This is a genomic window from Gilliamella sp. LMG 34360 (assembly GCF_984568995.1).
Map to the genome: position 1 here is coordinate 2680832 of NZ_OZ474900.1, position 21909 is coordinate 2702740.

At 34.9% G+C, this 21909-nt stretch carries 20 protein-coding genes and 1 pseudogene; 14 read left to right on the forward strand and 7 right to left on the reverse strand.

The window, feature by feature from the left end; translation table 11 throughout:
• Positions 1-9 precede the first annotated feature (9 nt).
• From mlaD to citG, 11 genes are all read left to right on the forward strand, one after another.
• Positions 10-597: an outer membrane lipid asymmetry maintenance protein MlaD gene (gene mlaD / locus AC5LW9_RS12055; RefSeq protein WP_198226872.1), complete on the forward strand. Its 588-nt coding sequence runs from the start codon at positions 10-12 to the stop codon at positions 595-597.
• A gap of 2 nt (positions 598-599) precedes the next feature.
• Positions 600-1232 (forward strand): phospholipid-binding protein MlaC, encoded by a 633-nt coding sequence (mlaC, locus tag AC5LW9_RS12060; RefSeq protein ID WP_198226870.1) that lies wholly within the window; start codon positions 600-602, stop codon positions 1230-1232.
• A 15-nt stretch (positions 1233-1247) separates the two neighbouring features.
• Entirely contained in the window at positions 1248-1520 is a 273-nt protein-coding gene (locus AC5LW9_RS12065) for an STAS domain-containing protein (RefSeq protein ID WP_198226868.1), read from the forward strand.
• A gap of 93 nt (positions 1521-1613) precedes the next feature.
• On the forward strand, positions 1614-1871 hold the full coding sequence (locus tag AC5LW9_RS12070; RefSeq protein ID WP_065738590.1) for a BolA family protein: 258 nt from the start codon (positions 1614-1616) through the stop codon (positions 1869-1871).
• Between the two features lie 92 nt (positions 1872-1963).
• Positions 1964-3991 carry an oligopeptidase A gene (gene prlC, locus AC5LW9_RS12075; protein ID WP_334323967.1) on the forward strand — a complete coding sequence of 676 codons (2028 nt, stop codon included), beginning with the start codon at positions 1964-1966 and terminating at the stop codon, positions 3989-3991.
• Entirely contained in the window at positions 3978-4709 is a 732-nt protein-coding gene (locus AC5LW9_RS12080; RefSeq protein WP_493455977.1) for a class I SAM-dependent methyltransferase, read from the forward strand. Before prlC ends, AC5LW9_RS12080 begins: the two co-directional genes overlap by 14 nt.
• A 20-nt stretch (positions 4710-4729) precedes the next feature.
• Entirely contained in the window at positions 4730-5425 is a 696-nt protein-coding gene (gene rsuA / locus AC5LW9_RS12085) for a 16S rRNA pseudouridine(516) synthase RsuA (RefSeq protein WP_493455978.1), read from the forward strand.
• Between the two features lie 219 nt (positions 5426-5644).
• A complete protein-coding gene (locus AC5LW9_RS12090; protein WP_493456623.1) occupies positions 5645-6814 on the forward strand; it encodes a Bcr/CflA family multidrug efflux MFS transporter in 1170 nt (389 codons plus the stop codon).
• Between the two features lie 2 nt (positions 6815-6816).
• Positions 6817-7338, forward strand: a complete 522-nt coding sequence (locus AC5LW9_RS12095) for a gamma carbonic anhydrase family protein (RefSeq protein ID WP_198226863.1) — start codon at positions 6817-6819, stop codon at positions 7336-7338.
• 106 nt (positions 7339-7444) lie between these two features.
• Positions 7445-10432, forward strand: a complete 2988-nt coding sequence (locus tag AC5LW9_RS12100; RefSeq protein WP_198226862.1) for a DNA translocase FtsK 4TM domain-containing protein — start codon at positions 7445-7447, stop codon at positions 10430-10432.
• Positions 10433-10543: 111 nt separating this feature from the next.
• Complete coding sequence (gene citG, locus AC5LW9_RS12105; protein WP_493455979.1) at positions 10544-11431, forward strand: triphosphoribosyl-dephospho-CoA synthase CitG; 888 nt, start codon at positions 10544-10546, stop codon at positions 11429-11431.
• A 103-nt stretch (positions 11432-11534) separates the two neighbouring features.
• On the opposite strand, the gene AC5LW9_RS12110 is transcribed toward citG, so the two are convergent.
• Positions 11535-12695: an MFS transporter gene (locus AC5LW9_RS12110; protein ID WP_198226858.1), complete on the reverse strand. Its 1161-nt coding sequence runs from the start codon at positions 12693-12695 to the stop codon at positions 11535-11537.
• A 265-nt stretch (positions 12696-12960) separates the two neighbouring features.
• On the opposite strand from AC5LW9_RS12110, the gene AC5LW9_RS12115 reads away from it, so the two are divergent.
• A complete protein-coding gene (locus AC5LW9_RS12115) occupies positions 12961-14817 on the forward strand; it encodes a beta-glucoside-specific PTS transporter subunit IIABC (RefSeq protein ID WP_493455980.1) in 1857 nt (618 codons plus the stop codon).
• A gap of 10 nt (positions 14818-14827) precedes the next feature.
• Complete coding sequence (locus tag AC5LW9_RS12120) at positions 14828-16231, forward strand: glycoside hydrolase family 1 protein (RefSeq protein ID WP_493455981.1); 1404 nt, start codon at positions 14828-14830, stop codon at positions 16229-16231.
• 60 nt (positions 16232-16291) lie between these two features.
• Here AC5LW9_RS12120 and AC5LW9_RS12125 read toward each other — a convergent pair whose 3' ends face one another.
• A complete protein-coding gene (locus AC5LW9_RS12125) occupies positions 16292-17431 on the reverse strand; it encodes an AAA family ATPase (protein ID WP_493455982.1) in 1140 nt (379 codons plus the stop codon).
• Entirely contained in the window at positions 17428-18291 is an 864-nt protein-coding gene (locus AC5LW9_RS12130; RefSeq protein WP_198226850.1) for an RNA ligase family protein, read from the reverse strand. Before AC5LW9_RS12130 ends, AC5LW9_RS12125 begins: the two co-directional genes overlap by 4 nt.
• Before the next feature lie 443 nt (positions 18292-18734).
• On the opposite strand from AC5LW9_RS12130, the pseudogene AC5LW9_RS12135 reads away from it, so the two are divergent.
• Positions 18735-19061: pseudogene (locus AC5LW9_RS12135) on the forward strand (AraC family transcriptional regulator); the annotation flags it as partial.
• A gap of 17 nt (positions 19062-19078) precedes the next feature.
• Here AC5LW9_RS12135 and AC5LW9_RS12140 read toward each other — a convergent pair.
• From AC5LW9_RS12140 to AC5LW9_RS12155, 4 genes are read right to left on the reverse strand one after another with little or no spacing between them, the layout of a single operon-like run.
• Positions 19079-19900, reverse strand: coding sequence for a transporter substrate-binding domain-containing protein (locus AC5LW9_RS12140; RefSeq protein ID WP_493455983.1), 822 nt, complete (start codon positions 19898-19900; stop codon positions 19079-19081).
• Between the two features lie 54 nt (positions 19901-19954).
• On the reverse strand, positions 19955-20380 hold the full coding sequence (locus tag AC5LW9_RS12145; protein ID WP_493454519.1) for a GNAT family N-acetyltransferase: 426 nt from the start codon (positions 20378-20380) through the stop codon (positions 19955-19957).
• A 17-nt stretch (positions 20381-20397) separates the two neighbouring features.
• Positions 20398-21156, reverse strand: a complete 759-nt coding sequence (locus AC5LW9_RS12150) for an amino acid ABC transporter ATP-binding protein (RefSeq protein WP_493455984.1) — start codon at positions 21154-21156, stop codon at positions 20398-20400.
• On the reverse strand, positions 21153-21893 hold the full coding sequence (locus AC5LW9_RS12155) for an amino acid ABC transporter permease (RefSeq protein ID WP_493455985.1): 741 nt from the start codon (positions 21891-21893) through the stop codon (positions 21153-21155). Before AC5LW9_RS12155 ends, AC5LW9_RS12150 begins: the two co-directional genes overlap by 4 nt.
• Positions 21894-21909: the final 16 nt, after the last annotated feature.

Here is a 21909-nt window from a genome sequence, read left to right on the forward strand (position 1 = left end):
TCATTAAACATGAGTCGTAAAGTAGAAATTACAGTAGGATTATTTATGGTGCTGGTTATTGTCTCAGTACTATTTTTATGCTTTAGAGTAACTGACCCAACATCTTTTGTTAGTCATAACTCTTATAGAGTCTATGCACAATTTGATAATATTGGTGGTTTAAAAGTACGTTCACCAATTAAAATTGGTGGGGTTGTTATTGGTCGTGTCAGTGATATTAGCTTAAAAACCACGAACAATGAAGATTATAAACCGTGGGTAACCATGGATTTAGACACTCAATATAATAAAATTCCAAAATTAAGTTCACTTTCAATTAAAACATCAGGTTTATTAGGTGAACAATTTATTGATATCAACTTTGGATTAGATCAAGGCACAATAAATGATATTGATGCTTTAGATGCACCGACATCTTCATCAAGTACGGATAGTCCTAATCAAGAAGATAATCATCCTTATCTAGAAGATGGTTCTATTATATATAACACAAAACCAGCAGTGGTCATTGAAGATCTAATTGGACAATTTTTATATAGTGCGGGTGGATCATCGGATAAAGACAAAAAACAAGATACTAATGACAGCAAGGAGTAACTATGTTAACCAAATTTAAACAAACCTTTTTCTTAGTACTTACTTTAATGATAAGTGCTACGGCATTTGCAAACGATCCATATCAAGATATGCAAGTTGCAGCAGACAAAATTTTTAACACAATGAAAGCAGAGTCTTCAACACTTAAATCCGATCCGAACAAACTTAAAGATATTGTAAGAACGGATTTACTGCCTTACGTACAAGTTAAATATGCAGGAGCATTAATCTTAGGTAATGCATATAAATCAGCGACAGATGCACAGCGTACAGCTTATTTCAATGCATTTGAAAACTATTTAGTACAAGCATTTGCTCAAGCACTTTCGATGTACAATGGACAAACTTATCAAGTTGAAAAATCAAAAGATTTAGGTGATAAATCACTTGTTTCAATCCGTATATTATTAAATCAGCCAGACAAAAATCAACAACCTATTCGTATTGATTTCCAATGGCGAAAAAATACTGTAACAGGTGAATGGAAAGCCTATGACCTAACTGCGGAAGGGGTAAGCATGGTTACCACTAAACAAAACGAATGGGCAACTATTCTGCGCCAAAAAGGTATTGATGAATTAACCAAACAATTAAATGATCTATCAAATCGCAATATTGATCCTAACGCTAAATAAAAAGGCTATTTTATAATGTCGCGAATCAAAACAGATAAACAACAAGATGTATTGTACTTACAGGGTGAACTTGATGTTCACTCTTTAAATGATTTATGGACAACGCAAAGCTCTACATTAAATGGTGTTAAATACATTAATTTAGGTGAGCTCACTCGAGTTGATTCTTCAGGACTCGCGACTTTAGTCTATTTTTGTATTAAATATTGTGTAAAACTAAAAAATATTAATCCACAATTACAAACATTAATCACTTTATATGATTTACAACATGTCATTGATGATTAATATATTGGATTTTTATACTGAAACACCCCCATAACCTGAAACTTTTTTACAAAAATTAAAACGTATAATTTATATTAATGATGAGTATAACTAATGGATAAACAAGAAATTATAAATAAATTAAGAAATTCACTTGAACTTGACGATATTCATGTAATGACCGATGATGGAAGTCATTTTCAAGTTATTGCTGTCGGAGAATTATTTGCCGATCTTAGCCGTGTAAAAAAACAACAAGCTATTTACGCACCTTTAGCAGAATTTATTAATGATAATCGTATCCATGCGCTATCCATAAAAACTTATACTCCCACTGAATGGCAACGTGAGCGCAAACTAATAGGATTATAAGAATGATTCTTATTAACCCTTGAATAAACATTTTTTGCCTCAATATTATTTTCTATTAATAGAAAATATCAATGTACATAAGGTATCGCAACATGACTAACCCATTATTAACAAATGCACCATTACCCCTATTTTCGAAGATTAGGCCAGAACATGTTTTACCAGCCATACAAGAAACATTAAAAAACAGCCGAAATACGATCGAAACAGTATTAAAACAAAACAGCCAATATACTTGGGAAAATTTAATTCAACCAATTGATGAAGTGGATGAAAAATTTAGTCGTGCATGGTCACCTGTTAGTCATCTAAACTCGGTCAAAAATAGCCCTGAATTACGCGAAGCTTATGAAGCATGTTTACCACTTCTTTCTGAATTCAGCACTTGGGTTGGTCAACATAAACCTTTATATCAGGCATATAAACAACTTAAAGAAAGTGAACAATACGCCAAACTAACCAAAGCTCAGAAAAAAGTTATTAATAATGCCCTACGTGATTTTGAATTATCAGGCATTGGGCTGCCAGATGAAAAACAAAAACGTTATGGTGAAATTGTTGCGAAACTATCAGAATTATCATCAACCTATAGCAATAATGTATTAGATGCAACTATGGGATGGTCAAAATTAATTACGGATGTTAAAGCCTTATCGGGTCTACCTGAAAGTGCCCTTGTCGCAGCCCAAGAACAGGCTAAAGCTAAAGGTGAAGAAGGCTGGTTACTTACTTTAGATATCCCAAGTTATCTTCCCGTGATGACCTATTGTGATAACCGTGATCTACGATTTGAACTCTATCAAGCTTATAATACCCGAGCATCTGACCAAGGTCCAAATGCTGGCAAATGGGATAATACTAAAATCATTCAACAAATTTTGACATTACGCGATGAGCTTGCTCAATTATTAGGATTTAAGACCTATGCAGATCAATCACTTGCGACCAAAATGGCAAAATCTACCACGCAAGTAATGGAATTTCTTACCGACCTAGCTTCTAAAGCCAAACCACAAGGCGAAAAAGAACTTGCTGAACTTAAACGTTACGCTTACGAATTTTTCGGTGCCAGTGATATACAACCATGGGACATCGCTTATTACAGCGAAAAACAAAAACAGCACCTTTACACCATCAATGATGAAGAGTTACGACCATATTTCCCAGAGCAACGTGTAATTAGCGGTTTATTTGAAGTCGTACATCGAATCTTTGGCATTACCGCTAAAGAGCGCAAAGGTGTTGATGTTTGGGACCCTGAAGTTAAATTCTACGATCTGTATACTGCTAATGGTGAATTAAAAGGTAGCTTCTATCTTGATTTATATGCTCGCGAACATAAACGTGGTGGAGCTTGGATGGATGATTGTATTGGTCGTATGCACTTTGCGGATGGTCATACACAAAATCCTGTTGCTTATTTAACGTGTAATTTTAACCGACCTATTGGTGATAAACCTGCGTTATTTACCCATAACGAAGTCACTACCCTATTTCATGAATTTGGGCATGGTTTACACCACATGTTAACTGAAATTGAAGTACCGGGTGTTGCAGGTATTAATGGTGTACCTTGGGATGCGGTAGAATTACCAAGTCAATTTTTAGAAAACTGGTGCTGGGAGCCTGAAGCACTTTCGTTTATATCTGGACATTATCAAACTGGTGAGCCATTACCAAAAGAGATGCTAGATAAAATGTTGGACGCTAAAAACTATCAAGCAGCATTATTTATTTTACGTCAATTAGAGTTTGGCTTATTTGACTTTACGTTACACAGTCAGAAAGATCCGGATATTTTAGAAACACTTAAAAAAGTACGACAACAAGTAGCTGTGGTTCCAACGGTTGAATGGGGTCGATTCCCACACGCTTTCAGTCATATTTTTGCAGGTGGTTATGCTGCTGGTTACTATAGTTATTTATGGGCAGAAGTATTGTCGGCTGATGCATTTTCACGATTTGAAGAAGAAGGTATCTTCAATACTAACACGGGTAATGCTTTTCTTGACAATATCTTGTCACAAGGTGGCAGCGATGAACCAATGACGTTATTTAAAAATTTCCGTGGTCGTGAACCACAACTTGAGGCATTGCTTCGTCACTATGGAATTAAGTAATACAGATACTGCTCAGCTAAAGTTATTTGCTGAGCAGTGGTTGGCCACGCATACCGATCTGCCGTTCACACTTGTAAATCAAAACAATAAACTCGAATTACAAAAAAACGACGAACCAAAATTAGGCTCAATATGCGTCAATTTTGTATCTGGCGCTATGGCACATCGTCGTCAATTTGGCGGAGGACGAGGTGAAGCGATTGCCAAAGCGGTTGGCGTCAAAGGTGAGTATTTACCAACGGTTGTAGATGCCACCGCTGGACTGGGTCGCGACGCATTTGTACTTGCCGCTATTGGTTGTCATGTCACTATGTTTGAACGTCATCCTGTTGTTGCTGCACTGCTAGAAGATGGTCTACGGCGTGCTTATTTAGATGAAAATATTGGTGCGTGGTTACAGCGACATTTACGTTTGATTTATCACTCAAGTATTGATGGATTATGCACTTACACTCAAAAACCAGATGTGGTCTATCTTGATCCTATGTTTCCTCATCGAACCAAAAGTGCACTAGTCAAAAAAGAGATGCGCATATTTCAACAATTAGTGGGCAGCGATGATGATTCAGACAGTTTGCTCGAGCCAGCAAGACAGTTAGCCAACAAAAGAGTGGTGGTTAAACGTCCTAGTTATGCACCTTTTTTAGCTAACCAAAAACCAACAGCAGAAATTAAAACGAAAAATCACCGTTTTGATATTTATACCCCTTTAAAGTAATACAGGAATATTCATAATTTATGCGATTAGATAAGTTTCTTGCTCATCATCTCGGCATCAGTCGAACGATTGTTAATAAAGAATTAAAAGCGAAAAAAGTCACGGTCGACGGTGAAATTATTAAATCAGGTGCTTATCAATTGTCACCCGAACAGATAGTTGAATATGATGGTTATGAGATTACACCTGTGACCAATAACCGCTATTTTATGCTAAATAAGCCCCAAGGTTATGTGTGTTCAACTGATGATCCGGATCACCCCACAATTCTTTATTTTATTGATGAGCCTATGCCTGAAAAACTTCATGCCGCGGGTCGATTGGATCTTGATACAACCGGATTGGTATTATTGACTGATGATGGTAAGTGGTCACATCGCATTACTTCTCCTAAACATCATTGTGAAAAAATCTATTTTGTGACAGTTGAACACCCATTAACCGCAGATCTCATTGAAATTTTTAACAATGGAATTCAATTAAAAAGTGAGAAATCACTAACTAAACCAGCTAAATTAAATATTATTGATGATTTCCATGCGGAGCTTACCATTAGCGAAGGACGATATCATCAAGTTAAACGTATGTTTGCGGCTGTAGATAATCATGTGGTTGCATTACATCGTAAACAAATAGGTAATATTAAGGTCGATATTCCTGAGGGTGAATACCGTCCCCTTACCCAAGATGAAATCAATTCGTTTAATCAAAATTAAGATACTTAACAAATTTAAATACTTTAAGTATTTAAACGAAGAATTAATATTTCAAAATCTCTTACAAAATTGCATGTAACGTTATCGTTTTTTAAATAACACATTAATTAACTTTCAGGTTAGAACAGATACAGGACTTACTAGGTGCAAGATCAACATTTACAGTTAGGAATTAATATTTCCAAAAAAAAACTGATTTTAATTCTTGGATTATTATCTATGTTAATGCCATTATCCATAGATATGTATCTACCCAGCATGCCAACCATTGCGCAAGATTTTAATGTAGCCGATGCAACGGTACAACTTACTATTAGCTGTTATTTATTAGGATTTTCTTTTGGACAACTTTTATTTGGCCCTATTACTGATAGTTACGGACGGCGTTACGTTTTAATTGCGGGTCTAATTATTTTTATAGTTGCCGCATTAATTTGTGGTATTGCATCGAATATCAATCAATTAATTACCGCGCGCTTTTTTCACGGTATTGCTGCCGCTGCAACATCAATAGTAATTAATGCATTAATGAAAGATATTTATCGTGATCGCGATGAATTTTCTAAAATGATGTCATTTGTCATGCTGATATCCAATGTTGCTCCACTCCTTGCACCGATTATTGGTGGATTTATTCTATATTGGTTTAATTGGCAAGCTAATTTTTACACTATCAGTCTAACGGCACTAATTGGGCTGGCTTTAGTTATCACCTTTATTCCAGAAACATTATCAAAGGCAAAACGATCTAAATTTAGTTTTACCCGTATTTTGAGTAATTTCATTACGTTGTTCCGTCATGGACAAGTATTAGCTTATATGATGATAGGCGCCTTTGCTGGTGCAGGTTTATTCTCATTTTTAAGTTTGGGACCTTTTGTTTACATGAACCTGCATGGTGTTGCATCCACACATTTTGGTTATTACTTTGCACTTAATATTGTTGTTATGGTGTTTATGAATACCCTAAATAGCCGTTTGGTTAAACATGTAGGTTCATTTAAAATGATGCAGTTAGGTCTTTTTATCCAATTTGTCATGGCAATTGGACTTATGATCGTGACATTATTTAATTTAGGTTTCATCTATTTAGTTATCTGTATTGCTGGATATATTGGCTGTATGTCAACCATAGGTGGAAATAGTATGGCTATTATTTTAGATTTTTACCCACATATCGCAGGAACGGCCTCTTCACTTGCTGGCACAATTCGATTTGCAGTAGCGGGAGCCGTTGGTATATCACTATCATTCTTGGTCTCAAATCTTACAACAGTAACGACAGTTTCAGACAATAGTTCTGAATGGCTAATGACAGGCTCCATGGTTTTATGTAATTTTCTGGCAGTCGGTTTATTTTTAAAAATCAGAAATATTAAAAGGAAATAACGATGATCTATCGATTAGGGGATTTATGTCCACAAATTCATGAACATTGTTTTATTGCCAAATCGGCTGATATTATTGGTAATGTGGTTTTAGAGCAAGGAGTATCGATTTGGTTTAATGCTGTCTTACGCGGTGATATTGCACCAATCTATATAGGCAAAAATAGCAATGTGCAAGATAATTGTACGGTGCATATTGAAACCGATATACCCTGTATTGTGGGTGAAAATGTAACGATTGGTCATAACGTTATTCTTCATAGTTGTCACATCGAGGATAATGTTTTAATCGGTATGGGAAGTACTATCTTAAATAATGCGAGAATTGCTAAAAATTGTTTAGTTGGCGCCAATTCATTAGTGACACATTCATTACCTTATGAAGAAGGTTGTTTAATTATGGGGTCACCAGCCAAAATTATTCGCAAACTCACTGAAGCTGAAATTGCTGCTAATAAACAAAATGCTCTAAATTATGTTCAAAATGGACAAAAATTTAGCAAAACTCTATCACCGATTGATTAATACCAACAAGAATAATGATGCTTTAGGGTTTATTCACTCTGTGAGAGGGTGCAATTTATGATAAAATGCTAACAATTTTAACTGTTGCAATTGTTTAGGTACGTACTTGAAAAAGTCAAAAACAACAAGAAAACAGATAATCACTCAATTCATTTTACTGGCAATTATAGGATTATCGGTTTGTCTATTTTTATCCTTATATTCTTATAATCCATCTGATCCTGGATGGTCTCGTACTGCATGGCACAATCCAATCAGTAATTATTGTGGTATCATTGGCGCCTATGTTTCAGATATTTTATTCCAATTCCTAGGTTTTATTGCTTTCAGTATCCCTTTTATCTCGATATTCTTTAGCTCACAAATGGTGGTCTACTATTATCGTAACCCCAATGCTCCTATCAATTACTTTAGTTTGTCATTTCGCATTATTGGTATTTTAGCGTTTATTTTCAGCAGCACAGGTTTCTTTGCTTTAAATATTCGTGATGCAGAACAATTCAATGCTGGAGGATATTTAGGTGCAATTGTAATTGAAAGTCTTTTACCGGTAATGAATGCCCTAACCACTTCATTGGCATTATTAATTACCAGTCTTGCCTGCATCACTTTATTAACTGGATTATCTTGGTTTTACTTAATGGAAAAATTAGGTGCTTTGGTTATGTGGCTCATTACGCCATTCTCAAAGTTAATTTTATCACGTAAAACCAACCAAATAATAAATACCAACCAACAATCCGATAAAGAGTTATCCGTTGTTGGCAAAGAACAAGAACCAAAATTAACTATGCCTCTTGATAGCGAGACGGTAAATACAGATACCGCTCAATCAACATCAATCATAGCAAGTGAAGAAAAAATACAGCATGATATTAATACAGATAAAGCTGAACAACGTGTCGAATCCAACAACCTTAAGGATGATGAGACACTCATCAAAACGGCTGAACAATTATTACAAGAACTTGAAAAAACAACTACAGATCAAGTCAATTCAACCAATCAAGCAACTCGTGATGAGTCTAAAAAAGAGGCTGACTCTAATGATATTTTAGCTCGTATGGAAGTAATCATAAAAAATATGAATGAGCGAAAAACATCATCTGACATGCAATCAGATAAATCTGAAGAAGTGCAAGCTTTGGAAGAAAATAAATATACAATTTCTGATGCACCGAGCAAACCTTTATTCACATCAGGCTATCAAGCACCTAAAATAGAGCAAACCCAAGAAGTTGAGTTAACACCATTTGAGCCTATCAGTGAAATAACACCACCAAAAGTTAATCTTTCAACAACAATTAATGATCAAAATGAACATGAAGAACTTAAAGAAAAAGTCATTGAAAGAGAACAACCTTATGATGTTGATATTGAATCGCTAAAAAAAGCGAACCCTGTTATTGATGATATCTATCTAAATGAAGAAGAGATTGACCAGATTGAAGAAATACCGCAATCTCCTACTTTTACGGTTGAAGCAGAGCCAGTAAATGAAGTTCAAGTTAATGAAGATAACGATGAAAATAATGAAGAAGAAAGCGAAGAAGATGGCTTAATCCACCCTTTATTAAGACGTAATGATAAACCTTTGCCAAAACCAACAACCCCTTTACCATCGTTAAATTTGCTGACGGCACCGCCTACTACGCGAATAGAAATCGATCATTCAGCGTTAAATGCAACGGCCAATCTTTTAGAAAAAAGTTTATCTGATTATCGAGTGAAAGCGAGAGTCGTTGACTATTTACCGGGACCTGTTATTACTCGCTTTGAAATTGAACTTGCACCAGGTATCAAAGCGGCACGCATCTCAACATTAGATCGTGATTTAGCTCGCTCATTATCCATGCCATCTGTACGTGTGGTGGAAGTGATTCCGGGTAAACCTTATGTGGGAATTGAGTTACCCAATAAAAATCGCCAAACAGTCTATTTTAGAGATGTGCTTGATAGCCCTCAATTTAGAAATGCACAATCACCACTTACCGTTGTTCTTGGTAAAGATATTTCGGGGCAATCTGTGGTTGCTGATTTAGCTAAAATGCCTCACCTACTTGTTGCAGGTACTACGGGGTCAGGTAAATCGGTTGGTGTTAATGCGATGATCTTAAGTATTTTATATAAATCAAAACCTGAAGATGTAAGATTTATCATGATAGATCCAAAAATGCTTGAGTTATCCATTTATGAAGGTATACCACATCTATTAACCCAAGTTGTTACTGATATGAAAGATGCAGCTAATGCACTTAATTGGTGTGTCAATGAAATGGAACGCCGTTATCGCCTTATGTCAGCGTTTGGTGTACGCAATATTGCAGGTTATAATGATAAAATTAAAGAAGCAGAAAATATGGGTAAACCAATCCCAGATCCACTTTGGAAACCTACTGACAGTATGGATCTAGATAGACCAATGCTGGAAAAACTGCCTTACATTGTCGTTATGGTCGATGAATTTGCTGATCTTATTATGGCGGTTGGAAAAAAGGTGGAAGAGTTAATCGCTAGATTAGCACAAAAAGCAAGAGCTGCAGGTATCCACTTGGTATTAGCCACCCAGCGACCATCGGTAGATGTGATTACCGGTTTAATTAAAGCTAACATTCCTACCCGTATTGCTTTTACTGTATCAAGTAAAATTGATTCGCGCACCATTTTAGATCAGATGGGAGCAGAATCATTGCTTGGTATGGGTGATATGCTTTATTTAGCGCCGAATAGTTCTATTCCAATTCGTGTTCACGGCGCATTTGTCCGTGATGAAGAAGTACACGCTGTGGTGCAAGATTGGAAAGCGCGTGGTACACCAAAATATATTGAGAATGTGACCGTAGCGACCGATGACGGTGAAAATGGTAGTTCGGATATGTTTCAGGAAGAACTCGATCCACTATTTGACCAAGTGGTGGATTTTGTCGTTGAAACACAAAGAGCATCAATATCTAGCGTACAACGAAAATTCCGTATTGGTTATAATAGAGCAGCCCGAATTGTTGAACAAATGGAATCGGAAGGCATTATTAGTCCTCCTGCCCATAATGGGAATCGTGAAGTACTTGCAGCACCATCCCACAATAATTATTGATTTTAATAAATAAAAAGTACGCCAACCATTTTGTTCAATGAGTTGGCGATATCCAAACATTACGTCACAAACAAATGATTTTACATCATTGCCTATAGGTAATAATTGATAATGAGTGATTATTCACAGCAAATAGCACTATTAGAACTTGAACTTAACAGTGATAATAATCAATGTATACCCGCACAATTAGCGACAAAAGCATTAATAAAAGAGGTCTGTCTATCGCCAAAACCTGGATTGGTTGATATGAATAATAGCGGTGCACATCGTGATATGGACTTCCAAACTTTTGTTCAAAGTATCAAAGCAATCAGTGTCTGGTTCGAACGTTTTTATCAATATGGTAAAGCATCGGCTTTGCAAGATAACCAACAATTTTTAGCAGGCATTAGACCGATTGGTATTGAGTGTGAGCAAGCAATGTACCAAGCAACAAATCAAGTCAATACTCACAAAGGCGGTATTTTTGCTTTTGGACTGCTACTAGGTGCAATCGGCAAATTAGAACAACTAGGCTTAACAATCAATACACAAAATATTTGTGATCAAGTTTCTGCTATTTGCCAAGGAATCGTTACCAATGAACTTAAGCAAAATAATTCAACCACTTCAATAGGTGAAAAACTTTTTAAACTTCACAATTTGCCCGGTGCCAGAGGTGAAGCTGAATCAGGTTATGCAACGGTTCGCACTATCTCACTGCCTATCTATCGAGCAATGAAACATAATGGCTACAATGAAGAAACATGTTTACTGCAAGCAATGTTACATCTACTTGCCTATAATCAAGATACTAATTTAGTATCTAGAGGCGGTTTAGACGGATTAAATTTCGCTCAACATGAAGCGAGAAAACTCATTGAACAAGGTGGAATGACTGATGCTAATGGTCTTGAACGGTTAAATCAGTTAGATGAAGAATTTATAAAACGCAATCTAAGTCCCGGTGGTACAGCCGATTTAATTGCGATTACTTGGTTTTTAGCACAATATTAATTGAACGTTATTTATATTTAGAGCTAAATATTTGGCTAATTCATAGCATTCAATTTTCCATTCTGAAAAACATAATATGGCTATTAAAAGATATTTATTATCACTATGATTTTATTGTTCTGTTTGAGCAATAAAAGCAATAAAAAATAGCCCCCAAAACCGCTACAATCGCCAAACAAAAATATGCCGTCGTCATTGAATATAGCAGACTAACATAACCGACAATGATTGGAAAAACCGTCATACCTAGTGCATAAATAGCTTGAAACAGCCCCATCGCTGTTGAACGAGCATAAGAAGGAATATCTGAAATCGCTTCAAAAGTTAATAGTGAAAATAGTATACCTGTCCCCATCCCTGGAATAATTTGCAACAGTAATATGAGATAACTTGATGATAATTGCGGTATTAAAACACAATAAAAGGCAAGCATAAGAAAAGAGAGGATGATCCAAGATGAGGTGCTTAATTTGGTTATCCAGCTACTTGCTCCAACTTTTGCAAACAATACAGATGACAGCATATATACAATTGAAGATAGACCAATTAAAGCAGAGTTGGCACCAAGTTCACTGAGTATTTGGTTTGTAAAAGACATGGTTGTGGACATTTGTATGCCCTGCTGAATTAAGGCCAACAGAGAAAAAAATAGCAGTTTGGGATCTAAAAAAACCTTAAATAAGTTTTGAAAGCTAAACTGATGATGAATTCTTTCAGGATATTTAAGCCTAATCGCCAAAATAAAAGCGATAAATCCACTTAAGCAACTTAAAAGACAAATAAACCTCATTCCAAAAGATTCAAAGAGTAACGTACTGGATAAAAATGCTAAAAATACGCCTATATTATTTACCATAATAATAAGACTTGTTGCATAACTTTTTTTGGATTTAGGATAAAAACCTAAGAATAACACCATAAATGAGATCCATGTTGAACTAGCAATACCCGAAATAATATTACCAATAAAAAATCCCCATCCATCGGATTGGATTATGCGAATAACAGATGCAAAACCAGCTAAAAAAGATCCCAACACTATAAATACTTTATGCTTTTCTTTCACATTAGCAATTAAACCAACGGGTAAACGTAACAGTAATTGTGAAATACCATAAGCACTCACAACCATACCAATAAAATTAGTTGAAAGATTTATGGCTGCAAGATAAGGTGTTTGATAAGGGATATAAACGTATTGTGCATACCAAAAGAAAAACACAATACAAAGTAATAAATACGATTTTTTTTTCGCTGTTTTCATTAATTATAATTTTAATCCTTACAATCCTTAAGGTTAAAAATATATCTAAATAAAATATTTAGCAACAATTCAAATCAATCTTGTTTAACTTTTTAAACTGTGTTAGCTTGAGTAAAGTTAACCCAATGGTAAAAAAAGTGTTATCACCAAAAATAATACGATCAAATATGCATGATGATTGTTGTTTTAGTATTAACAACAACTCTAGTATGTTTGATCTTTTTTTTACCGAAAATTAACCACTGTTAACGTAATGGAGAAAATAATGGACTATGAGAAAATTGCACAGCAAATATTACAATTGGTCGGAAATAAGCAAAATATTATCAGTGTAAACCATTGCTTTACTCGATTACGGTTCCAACTAAAAGATAATAACAAAGCTAATCGTGAAAAATTATTACAAACTGAGGGGGTCATTTCTGTTGTAGAAAGCAGTGGGCAATATCAGGTAGTCTTAGGTAATAAAGTCACAAAAATTTATGACGCACTTTTACCACTTATTGGTGAAATAAACTCAATAAAACAAGAACAACCAAAAGTTTCAATAGGTATTAAAATACTCAATGCTTTTGCCGCCATTTTTACCCCAATTATTCCAGCAATAGCCGCATCCGGTATGCTAAAAGGGATCTTAGCAATTGCGGTTATAATTGGTAATTACTACTCAACGGATATTAAAACTTATAATACTTATATTATTTTACATGCTGCATCGGATGCGGTGTTTTACTTTATGCCTATAATTTTAGGTTATACCGCAGCCAAAGTATTTAAAGCGCATGAATTTATCTCAATGATTATTGGCGCAACCCTATGTTATCCCTCCATTGTTAGTTTAATGACAAGTAAAAGTGAAGTCACCTTTTTTGCGATTGAACTAACCAAAGCCAATTATACATCAAGTGTTATTCCAATCATTATTGCCGTTTTTATTTTAAGTTATATACAAAGATTTTTAGAAAAAATCATTCCTGAAGTATTAAAAATTATCATGGTGCCTACATTTTCACTACTCATCATGATCCCCGCCACATTACTTATTTTCGGGCCAATTGGAATCTACATTGGCGAATTTATAAACTGGATCTATTACTACATTATGGGGGTTAGCCCTATCTTATTAGGTGCTTTTATTGGTGGTGTATGGTGCATTTTAGTTATATTTGGCGCTCACCGTGCAATTGTGCCAATTGGAATCAATGATGTAGCGCAAACAGGCAGGCAAAATCTTCTTGCATTTGCAGGTGCCGCTAACTTTGCGCAAGCTGGTGCGGCTTTTGGCGTATTTTTCAAAACTAAAAATAAAAATCTTAAAACGGTGGCCGCATCGGCAACGGTTACTGCTCTGTTTGGCATTACTGAGCCAGCAATTTATGGTGCCAATTTAAGATTAAAAAGACCGATGATCTGCGCCGTCATTTGTGGCGCAATCGCAGGGGGCTTAATGGGTTGGGGAGGCTCCTATGGTAACGCATTTGCTAATCAAGGAGTATTAACAATACCGGTGTACGCAGAAGCAGGTACAAAAGCATTCTTATGTTATTTAATTGGCATAGGTTTTGCTTTTTTTGGTTCATGCATTATGACGATGATTGTTGGATTTAATGATATACCAAATGAAGAAGCGTCAAAAACAATGCCAACAACGTCCAGTACACAATTAACTTCAGATACCGCTATTGTGTCGCCGGTTGCTGGTGAGGTGATTGCTTTAGATCAAGTCAAAGATGAAGCATTCGCCTCAGGTGCAATGGGAAAAGGAATCGCAGTTTATCCTAAAATGGGTGAAATCGTTGCCCCTGAAGATTGTACCGTTACGGCACTCTACCCTACTTTACATGCAATGGGAATAAAATTAGATAATGGTATTGAACTGTTAATTCATATTGGTATTGATACGGTTAACTTACAAGGTCAATACTTCCAATCTTATGTACATACTGGTCAACATATTACTAAAGGTACCAAATTAGTTTCATTTGATATTAATAAAATAAAACAACAATTTGATTTAACCACATCAATTATTGTGGTTAATTCCGAACAATATAAAAATATAGAATATTGTCAACAAACTCAAGTGAGTGTTACGGACAATTTATTAGTTATTCACGTTTAGAGGTTTAGATATGAAAGCTTTTGCTAAGGATTTCTGGTGGGGAGCATCATCGTCTGCTTTTCAAATTGAAGGTGGATGGGATGCAGATGGCAAAGGAATGACTGTTGCCGATTATAATTCATTTCAACGCTCTGCTATACAAGCCGACAGTAAAGTCGCCAGTGATTTTTATCATCATGTTGAAAGTGATATTGCGTTATTTAAAGAGTTAGGACTAAAAACTTATCGCTTTTCTATATCATGGGCTCGTATTATTCCCGATGGCGATGGTGAAATAAATCAAGCAGGAATCGATTTTTACAATCGAGTTATTAACGAATTAATTAAAAACGATATTATACCTTTTATTACGCTCTATCATTTTGACTTACCCTTTGCCTTGGTTGATAAATATAATGGTTGGCAAGATCGTCGCTGTGTTGATGCATTCAGACGTTATGCTCAAGTCTGTTATAAAGCATTTGGCGATCGAGTTAAGCATTGGCAGATTAATAATGAACAAAATCTGATGATTCGTGTCAATGAAAGAATGAATATGTATCAAGTTGCACCTGAGGATATTGAAAAAGTTCGTGCACAAATGGATTATCATATGTTTGTTGCCCATGCAATGGCAACCAACGATTGTCATGCTTTAATTTCCGACAGTAAAGTTGGGCCTGCAGTTTCATCCACGATGACCTATCCTGCAAGTAACAAACCAATGGATGTATGGGCAGCGAAAATGAACGATAATTTCAAAACGAATTACGCACTGGAAATGTACTGTTTTGGTGATTATCCTAACTATTATAAAAGCTACCTAACTCGCTGCGGAATCTATCCTAATACCCATCCTGAAGATGCTGAAATATTAAAACAAGCAAAACCTGATTTTATTGCTGTAAATTATTATCGAACTTTGGTTGCCAGTTATTTACCAGAGGACGATGCACACCCATTTGGTACCAAAGAAAAAGATATCGATTTTGACCTTTACGGTTACTTCAAAATCGAGAAAAATCCAAATTTAGTTGCTTCAACTTATGGTGCGCAAATTGACCCTATGGGATTACGCCTTGTACTAAATGAATATTATCGCCAATATCGTTTACCATTAATTATTACTGAAAATGGCTTAGGTACTCCCGATACATTAACTGCTGACAATAAAGTACATGATGATTATCGAATCGATTATATCAAATCCCATATTTCAGCTTGTCATGATGCAATTGAAGATGGTGTTGAACTATTTGGATACTGTCCATGGTCAGTCATTGATTTATTAAGCTCACATCAAGGTTTTAAAAAGCGTTATGGCTTTGTTTATGTTGATCGTGATGACCATGACTTAAAAACCCTTAATCGAATAAAAAAAGATAGTTTTTATTGGTATCAGCAAGTCATCAAAGACAATGGCATTAAAGAATAGTTAATACACAATATAAAGATGGGCTTTAAAAAAGCCCATCATAACTCATATTAAATATCATTAATTTACTAAATATGTCACTTTATGCGCCTCGGTCGGTAATGGCACTTGCCATTTAGAAAGCATTTGTGTAATTTTCTTATTCGGTAAGCTAGTATCTCGGCTTGAATTGCGTTGATATAATGTTTTTTCTGGCTGCTCAAGATAAACTATTTCAACCTCTGCATGATAAGCATAAAGCAAATCCAATGCTTTTTGGCGCATATCTCGTGATAAATGAGTAGCATTCCAAATAAATGATTGATTGTCTCTTAAATATTGTTTCACTTTAGCTAATACAAATTGGATCACTAATCCTTCATTTTGACCATGCTTTAATTTCAGTTCACTCCTTGCGTCATCATATGAGGCAACCGGTAATTGCGGATAATGTTTACTTATCCAACTATTTTTACCTGATGCAGGTAAACCCGACAATAATATGACTTTAGATCCTTTCTGAGGATACAAAGCATAATCAGGCAAAACATTGCCTCCTCGAAAATAGTGTACTCTGGTGTAATCATCTATAAATTGCCGAAATTGATATAAACATCCTTCTTCCAAAGCTAATTGTTTAAAGAGTTCAACTTCATCAACCATTCGAGCTTTATCAGCACTAATACGACCGAGTATATCGGCTTTAGCTTGCATGCATAACATCCAGACAGGTAATTCCCATGAAAGCCGATGAATTAACCATTGCGGTGATTTATTATGACTATCATCACTTAATGCATAAAATGGAACCTGATGCACATCAATAATCCGACAAATCCTTTCTCTTAACTCAAAATCAATGCCCAATCGCCATAATAGTATTCGACTACTAATCGCCCCTTTTTGGGAATGTCTTGGTTGTGAAATTCGACCACTTAACTCATCAATGATGGTCGTTTCTGGTTTGGCAATATCATGTAACAAAGCAGTCATAAATAACACAAACTTTTCATCATCGGAAGATTTTGCAAACTCATCTTCACCTATCAAGGATCTTAATACCATTTGAGTATGAATCCAGACATTTCCCTCACCATGATAAGTAGGATCTTGTGGTGTCATCATCAATTTATTCAACGCAGGTATACATTCCAACCACTGGTCAAAGTTATCTTTGCTGATACTGTAGGCGATCTCTTGTTGTAACTGCGAATAACTCATAAATCACCTCCAAATTTTATGCTATCATTCCAATTTATCGTTATTTGTGGCGTATAAAGCTCAGCTTTTTTAGCTAATTGATTAGGAATAAACGGTTGCTGTAAATGGTGTTGACCCGCATCTAAAATAGATTGAACAAAATCTTGTCTTACCCATTTTAAACGTCCCGTTGTGGTATACTCTGATTCAATTTTCAAATATAAACCTTCCATCAAATCCGAGTTATCACACTGTTGCCAAGCCTTATTCAAATCAATTTTTTCTTGAGCAACAATTTTCTCAAAACAACTTTTCCAATCGTTTGTTTTAGCTAAAGAATATTTAACTAATGCTAATAAGTCACCCAATCTTTTCGGTGCGATTCCCGAATACAATACGGGAACAGATAAAATAGGACCATTAGCCAATAATTGATGACGTTTTTGGGTTGATAAAAAACAGTTATTATGTCTATCCCAAATATCAAATTCACAAAAATAGTGTGGTAATGCATCATAAAAAATAGAGTGTTTTTTATGTAACCATTCACCATACATAATATAGCGATCTTCTAAACGTTCAATTAACCAGCTTTCATGGACGGTTGCCCAATGTTTAAATAGATTAAACTGACGTTCTCGACTGCCCCCTATTAAGTAATGACCGCGTGATTGTAATAATAGCTCACCACTCTCTGAAAAACTGATTGCACAGTTAGCGCCATCGAGTTTTTCTTCAACCACAATATATTGCCCTATTAATTGATTATAGGGTAGCTGGCCATGCTCACTATCACCCAATTGCAAGCGCGAACTTTCCAAATGTGGAGTACGTGGGTATTTAATTAATTCTAAGTTTTGAATATAAGTTTCCATTGTCATTTTGTTTTCTCCGAAAAATTAGGGAAAACCGACAAGGCGAAGATCTATAGATTGAACTGCAACGTAGGAGCTTTAGAAAAAGCTAAAAGACAATATAATAGAAGATACCATGTCGGCATTAAGATAAAGTATTGAATACAGGCATTTTGCCACCTCATAAAAAAATTAAATATTAGACTAAAAAAACGGCGCCATTATCATTTTAAGCAGATATATTGTCAAGTAAAATTGGATTTTTTATACACGCAATAAGTGTTAAGATTCAAAAAGATGATTACCATTGATAAATTGTGGAGGGTTATATGAAGGTCGAAATCGTTCTATTCCCAATGACGTATTTAGCCCTTATTGAACATTATGGCGCGCCCGAGTTAGAACATGAATCAGTAAACAAACTCATAAAATGGTGACAAGAAAATCAACTTTTAGATGATAAATATAGAAACTACGGCATTCATTATACTAACCCTAACACTACGCCACCTGAAAAACATCATGTTGATTTCGGTATCTCTGTTGATGAACTTATTACTAAAAACATTTATGGAGTGATAAATAAAACGATTCCACAATTTCGCTGTGCCAAAGCCAGAGATATAGGTTCGAGATATCATAATCAAGCAATTATTTATTTACTTGAAAAATGGTTACCAAACAGTGGAGAAAACTTGGGGGATTTTCCCCCAATTTTTCATTATGTTAATGTCGATCCAACTGTAAAATCTGAACAGATGATAACGGATGTTTATTTACCTTTGTTAGATAAATAATACTTATATAATATTAATTAGTTAGGTGAATAATCTGCACCAAAATAACGTTGACTAATTTGTGAAAGTTCACCACTGCTAATAATTTTTTGAATACCGTCATTAATATCCTGAGTCAATTGTTCACCTTTCGCACTTTTACTAATTAAAAGATAACTAAATGGTGAAGCAATGCGATCTTCATCTTCTTTACTGAGTTCAATTATTTTAAGATTAAGATGATGTTCACTAATAAATTGAGAAAGCATCACTTTATCAATTAATTGAAAATCATATTGGCCACTTTCAACATGCTGTAAAACAGGTAATAAGTCGGCTTCACTGTAAACGATTTTTACAGGATTATTAGCGTTTTGCTGATTATAAGTTTCTAAAGCAGTGGCATAATTTAGTCCTGGTGTTACCTCTGTCGACATTCCATTTAGATCATGAAAACTATTGATGTTATTATTGTTTTTAGCTACAGCGATAACATATTGATTTTTAAAAATGGGATCTGAATAAAAATACTTTTCCTTACGTTTCTCATTCATTGCATAATTATTGGCACCAACTTGATAACGTTGTGAATCAAGTCCTGCAAGCACCGATGGAAACTCAGTTATTTCGAAATTAATTTCATATTGTGGTAATTTTGCAAATATAGCCTTAACAACATCTATATCATAACCCGTTAAATCACCCTCATCATTTATTGTTGTAAAAGGACTTGGTGCGCCTGATGTTGCAATAGTTATCTGTTGTTTTTTAGAACTTTCAGTATTGTTATTTTGATCATCACAACCCATTAAACACAAAGTTGCTAAAAACAAAAAAACATACCATTTTTTTAAATTCATAACACAAATCCTCTTTAGTTTGATATTGTTAAACCTATAGTTAAGTGGGTTATATTAAATAAATCCCATTTCTTTCATTTCATGACGATGATCTTTTTGATATATCGCCATGCCTGTTTTCATCAGGTCAAAACCTAAATTTTTATAAAACTCAACTGTTTGAGGATGGGTATAAAGAATAATATTACAATCCTTAACTTGCTCGATAAGTTTATCGACAATTAACCGACCATATTGCTGTCCATGTAAGTATTTAGCTAAGGCAATGTTATATATTGCCGCCTGACAAATACCATCTGATAATGCTCGCCCCACACCGACAACACGATTATTATCTAATAAAAATACCACTGCATAACTATTTCGAAATACCTGTTCTTGTGTTTTAGCATCTAAACTGCTTAATCCATAAAATTTCAGTAAATCAGCAACTTCCTGCCAATTTATATCCTCACAGTGTTGTTGAATAGTAATATCCATTACGACCTCTTAACTGATTAAATTTCATAATCCATTTGCATAGCAGAATAATATCTGGATAAAAAATCTCTCGTTCTTTGTTGAACAGGATTTAGAAATACTTTATCAGGCGAGCCATCTTCAATAATCTGTCCTTTATCTAAAAATAAAACTCGCGTTGCAATATCATGTACAAAACTCATTTCATGAGAAACTAGAATCATCGTTATACCTGATTTAGCAGCCATTTTTATTGTTGCTAATACTTCACCAACCAGCTCAGGATCTAATGCTGAAGTTGGTTCATCAAGTAATAAAACTTTAGGGTTCATCGCTAATGCTCTAGCAATAGCCACTCGTTGTTGTTGGCCGCCTGAAAGTTGTTTAGGATAATGATCAACTCTATCAGCAAGACCAACTTCAACTAATTTTTCAAACGCAATCTGTTTGGCTTTTTCTTTAGGATATTTTTTTACAATTACTAATCCTTCCATCACATTTTCTAATGCATTTTTCTGAGGAAAAAGGTTAAATTGCTGAAAAACCATAGCGGTTTGCTGGCGAAATTTAACAATTTGATCTCGTTTAAATTTGCTTACATCAAACGATAGCTTATCAATACTAATATTACCTGATTGTGGTTTTTCTAATAAATTAAGACAACGAAGAAATGTTGATTTTCCCGCTCCCGATGCCCCTATAATGGCAACAATTTCATGAGGTTGAATATGAAGATTGATGCTGTTCAAAATACAATTACCGTGAAAAGATAACGTTAAATTATTAACATGAATCATAACCATTTTCCTTTTCGGTAACTGGGCGTATTTTTATCATCGCTTATCGTCAATCGCTTTTCTAAATATTTAACAAGTAACTCAATCAATATGGTTAATGCCCAATAAATTAATGCAAGTGAGATATAAACCTCAAAATAGCGATAGCTATGACCCGCCAATGTTTTACCCCTCCCGGTCATTTCGGTAACAGAACAAACAAAAGCAAGAGAAGTACCTTTGAGTAAGCCAATTAAAGTATTTCCTAAATTAGGCAGCGCCACAATAAAAGCTTCTGGAATAACAATTCGACGTAATAACTGACTATAGGTCATACCTAATGATTGTGCCGCTTCAATTTGCCCTTTATTTACCGATTGTAATGCAGCGCGAATTGTTTCAGAATTATAGGCAGCTTCGTTAAAAGAGAAAGCAATCAATACAAATAACATAGGTGGTAATCCATTCATATTGAAATTTGTATCATAAAAATAATTAATATAACGTAATAAAATTGGAATTCCATAAAAGCTTAGATAAAGCTGTACCAACAATGGCGTTCCTCTTATAAATGAAACAAATACCGCAGCAATTTGTGTTAAAACCGGTATTTTATTCATTTTAATTACGGCAATAATTAAACCCAATATTACGCCAAGTAACATCGAAAAAATCGTAATAAAAAGCGTTACTGGCAAATAAAGGAGCAATGTGGGTATTTGGGTAAAAATCAATCCAAAATCAATTATATTTGGCATCCGCATCTATCCCAAT

Coding starts and splice junctions, on each gene's coding strand:
- AC5LW9_RS12155 (WP_493455985.1), bottom strand. CDS start 21,893: ATGCCAAATATAATTGATTTTGGATTGATTTTTACCCAAATACCCACA.
- AC5LW9_RS12150 (WP_493455984.1), bottom strand. CDS start 21,156: ATGATTCATGTTAATAATTTAACGTTATCTTTTCACGGTAATTGTATT.
- AC5LW9_RS12095 (WP_198226863.1), top strand. CDS start 6,817: ATGATCTATCGATTAGGGGATTTATGTCCACAAATTCATGAACATTGT.
- prlC (WP_334323967.1), top strand. CDS start 1,964: ATGACTAACCCATTATTAACAAATGCACCATTACCCCTATTTTCGAAG.
- AC5LW9_RS12080 (WP_493455977.1), top strand. CDS start 3,978: ATGGAATTAAGTAATACAGATACTGCTCAGCTAAAGTTATTTGCTGAG.
- AC5LW9_RS12130 (WP_198226850.1), bottom strand. CDS start 18,291: ATGACAATGGAAACTTATATTCAAAACTTAGAATTAATTAAATACCCA.
- AC5LW9_RS12115 (WP_493455980.1), top strand. CDS start 12,961: ATGGACTATGAGAAAATTGCACAGCAAATATTACAATTGGTCGGAAAT.
- AC5LW9_RS12120 (WP_493455981.1), top strand. CDS start 14,828: ATGAAAGCTTTTGCTAAGGATTTCTGGTGGGGAGCATCATCGTCTGCT.
- AC5LW9_RS12065 (WP_198226868.1), top strand. CDS start 1,248: ATGTCGCGAATCAAAACAGATAAACAACAAGATGTATTGTACTTACAG.
- AC5LW9_RS12140 (WP_493455983.1), bottom strand. CDS start 19,900: ATGAATTTAAAAAAATGGTATGTTTTTTTGTTTTTAGCAACTTTGTGT.
- AC5LW9_RS12090 (WP_493456623.1), top strand. CDS start 5,645: ATGTTAATGCCATTATCCATAGATATGTATCTACCCAGCATGCCAACC.
- AC5LW9_RS12145 (WP_493454519.1), bottom strand. CDS start 20,380: ATGGATATTACTATTCAACAACACTGTGAGGATATAAATTGGCAGGAA.
- mlaD (WP_198226872.1), top strand. CDS start 10: ATGAGTCGTAAAGTAGAAATTACAGTAGGATTATTTATGGTGCTGGTT.
- AC5LW9_RS12125 (WP_493455982.1), bottom strand. CDS start 17,431: ATGAGTTATTCGCAGTTACAACAAGAGATCGCCTACAGTATCAGCAAA.
- AC5LW9_RS12070 (WP_065738590.1), top strand. CDS start 1,614: ATGGATAAACAAGAAATTATAAATAAATTAAGAAATTCACTTGAACTT.
- mlaC (WP_198226870.1), top strand. CDS start 600: ATGTTAACCAAATTTAAACAAACCTTTTTCTTAGTACTTACTTTAATG.
- rsuA (WP_493455978.1), top strand. CDS start 4,730: ATGCGATTAGATAAGTTTCTTGCTCATCATCTCGGCATCAGTCGAACG.
- AC5LW9_RS12110 (WP_198226858.1), bottom strand. CDS start 12,695: ATGAAAACAGCGAAAAAAAAATCGTATTTATTACTTTGTATTGTGTTT.
- citG (WP_493455979.1), top strand. CDS start 10,544: ATGAGTGATTATTCACAGCAAATAGCACTATTAGAACTTGAACTTAAC.